Origin of the sequence: Streptomyces sp. NPDC001093 (assembly GCF_040298985.1) — a bacterium.
Taxonomy (GTDB): Bacteria; Actinomycetota; Actinomycetes; order Streptomycetales; family Streptomycetaceae; genus Streptomyces.
Genome location: NZ_JBEPBF010000275.1, coordinates 1 through 2,731 on the forward strand (window position 1 = coordinate 1; position 2,731 = coordinate 2,731).

The window sequence follows — 2,731 nt, forward strand, 5'->3', positions numbered from 1 at the left end:
CGTGGGCGACGGTGGCCGCCGCCACCGCCAGGGCCGCCGGGGTGCCGGGGCCGAGGTGGGGGTCCCAGTCCGCGAACAGCGGCGGCCAGTGCACGAACAGGGTGTGGCGGGTGTCCTGGATGTGCCGGCCGACGACGACGGCCGCCGTCACGAGGAGGGCGGCGGCACCGGCGGCGTACAGGTCACGGCGAAGGGATCGGGTCACACCGGAACGCTAGGCCGGGGGAGCGGCGACCGGCCGCCGTACGGGCCGGACGTCAGCGTTTCGTCACCGGTCGCGGACCCTTTTCCGGTGGTCCCCCGGCCTACGGTCGGGACATGCGCGACCATTCCCGGCTTCCCACTTCCCCAGGTTTCTGGCGCAGCCCCCTGCGCGGCCCCTGGTTCACCTCGGTGCTCGGCCTCGTCCTGCTCGTCGGCATCACCGTGCTGTTCGTGACGGGCCTGGTGTCGTACGCCGCCTACAACCCGGGCCTGTCCCGGGTGAACGACATGACTCCCGACAAGGGCGTCCTGGGCTTCTACCTCTTCGCCTGGCCCACCGACCCGGTGTGGCTGTACCGGCTCACGCAAGGCGTCCACGTCACCCTCGGCATCACCCTGGTCCCCGTTCTGCTGGCCAAGCTGTGGTCGGTGGTGCCGCGGCTCTTCACCCTGCCGCCGGCCCGCTCCCTCGCGCACGCGCTGGAGCGGATCTCCCTGGTGCTGCTGGTCGGGGGAGGGCTGTTCGAGTTCACCACCGGAGTCCTCAACGTCCAGCTGGACTATGTCTTCCCGGGCTCCTTCTACCCGCTGCACTTCTACGGGGCATGGGTGTTCTTCGCGGCGTTCCTCGCACACGCGGTGCTGAAGACACCGGCCGCGGTGCGCACCGTACGCAGGCGCCGGCAGGAACAGAACGACCTGGTCTCCCCGCGCCCCGCGGCGCCCACCGTCTCCCGGCGCGGCGCGCTGGGCCTGGTGGGCGGCGGTTCCCTGCTGCTGTTCCTGACCACGGTCGGGCAGAGCCTGGGCGGACCCTTCCGCCGCACGGCCCTGCTCGCCCCGCACGGCACCGCCGATCCCGGCGGCGGCCCGAACGGCTTCCAGATCAACAAGACCGCCGCCTACGCCGGCATCACGACGGCCGACACCCACGAGGACGCCTGGCGGCTCGTCGTCACCGGCCGCACCGGGACCGTCCGGCTCAGCCGGGCCCAGCTGCTCCAACTGCCGCAGCACAGTGCCTCGTTGCCCATCGCCTGTGTGGAGGGCTGGTCGACGGCCGACCAGTGGTGGCGCGGGGTACGGCTGCGCGACCTCGCCGCGCTCGTCGGCTACGACGGCGATCCGCCGGACGTGCTCGTGGAGTCCCTGCAACGGCACGGAGCGTTCCGGCGTGCGGCCCTGCGCGCCAACCAGGTGGCCGACGGACGCTCTCTGCTCGCGCTCTTCGTCAACGGCGAGGAACTGTCCCCCGACCACGGCCACCCGGCGCGGATCATCGTCCCGGCGGCACCCGGTGTGCTCAACACCAAGTGGGTGGCCCGACTGACCTTCGGAGACCTGTGATGCCTCGTCGCGTACGCCTGGGCAGTCCCTTCCAACTGCTGCTGCTCGCCTGCTCGTTCGCCCTCGCCGCGTACGCCGGGGTGCGGCTGCTCGCCGGTGACTGGTTCGGGGTGGCGCTGTGGATCGTGGGCGCCGCCCTGCTGCACGACCTCGTGCTGCTGCCGCTGTACACGCTGGCCGACCGGGCCGTCACCGGCGGTCTGGGGGCGGCCGGACGGCGCGGCTGGACGCTGTACGTGCGCGTCCCGGCCCTGCTGTCCGGCCTGCTCCTGCTGGTCTGGTTCCCGCTGATCAGCGGCATGGTGGACCAGCGCTACCGGTCGGCCACCGGGCTCTCCCCGGACGGCTTCCTCACCCGCTGGCTGCTGATCACCGCCGTGCTCTTCGGCGGCTCGGCGCTGCTCCTGGTATGGCGTGTGCGCAAAGCGGCGAAGCACCGCCCGCCCGCCGACCACTGAGCCACGGACCGCCACCCGGCCCTGCGCGCGTACCGCAGCAGGGCCGGGGTGCCCAGGCGTGCCCAGGGAAACGGGGCACCGGTGGCCCTGGCGGCGCCGACCGTGTCGACCACCTGGACCCGGGCGCGTTCGTCGACGTGCCCCGGCACGGTCTCGGCGATCAGCAGGCCGCCCGGGCGCAGCAGCGCGGCGACCCGGTCCAGCAGCACGGACGGCTCCCCGCCGATGCCGATGTTGCCGTCCATGAGGAGCACGGTGTCCCAGCGGCCCTCGCCGGGCAGCGACTCGAACACCGAGCGCCGCAGCGCCTGCCCGCCGAGCTCGATGGTGTGGTCGACGGCGGCCTCGCTGACGTCGATGCCGAGCACGGTACGGCCCCGGGCGGCGAGTTCCGCCACCAGCCGGCCGGGACCGCAGCCGACGTCCAGGACGGCGCCCTCGCAGCGGTCCAGGACCTCCAGGTCGACCTGATCGGCTCGGCCGCACCAGCGCTCCACCTCCAGCGGCAGCAGCCAGCCGTCGGTACGGCGCAGGAACAGCGGGCCGCGGCCGGTGCGCACAGCGGCCGCGTAGGGGTCGGCGGCCGCCCAGGCGACGGCACTGCCCCTCATCGCGGGGTGACCGGCGTACAGCGGGCCAGCTGGGCGGCGAACCGGCCGCTCGGGGCCAGCGCGGCGACGGCGTGCGCGTCGGCGGCCGTGACGACGTCCCGCAGCCGGGGC

At 73.8% G+C, this 2,731-nt stretch carries 2 protein-coding genes and 1 pseudogene; 1 reads left to right on the forward strand and 2 read right to left on the reverse strand.

The genetic code is table 11. The features are described 5' to 3' along the window. Positions 1 to 205, reverse strand: a pseudogene (locus ABT288_RS49780) (hypothetical protein); the annotation flags it as partial. 113 nt (positions 206 to 318) lie between these two features. On the opposite strand from ABT288_RS49780, the gene ABT288_RS49785 reads away from it, so the two are divergent. Continuing rightward, entirely contained in the window at positions 319 to 1,551 is a 1,233-nt protein-coding gene (locus tag ABT288_RS49785; protein WP_351623428.1) for a molybdopterin-dependent oxidoreductase, read from the forward strand. Between the two features lie 313 nt (positions 1,552 to 1,864). Here ABT288_RS49785 and ABT288_RS49790 read toward each other — a convergent pair whose 3' ends face one another. Then, entirely contained in the window at positions 1,865 to 2,620 is a 756-nt protein-coding gene (locus ABT288_RS49790) for a methyltransferase domain-containing protein (RefSeq protein ID WP_351623429.1), read from the reverse strand. Between the last annotated feature and the right edge of the window lie 111 nt (positions 2,621 to 2,731).

Excerpts from the sequence above, each read along its gene's own strand:
- ABT288_RS49785 (WP_351623428.1), top strand. The coding sequence starts at position 319 with ATGCGCGACCATTCCCGGCTTCCCACTTCCCCAGGTTTCTGGCGCAGC.
- ABT288_RS49790 (WP_351623429.1), bottom strand. The coding sequence starts at position 2,620 with ATGAGGGGCAGTGCCGTCGCCTGGGCGGCCGCCGACCCCTACGCGGCC.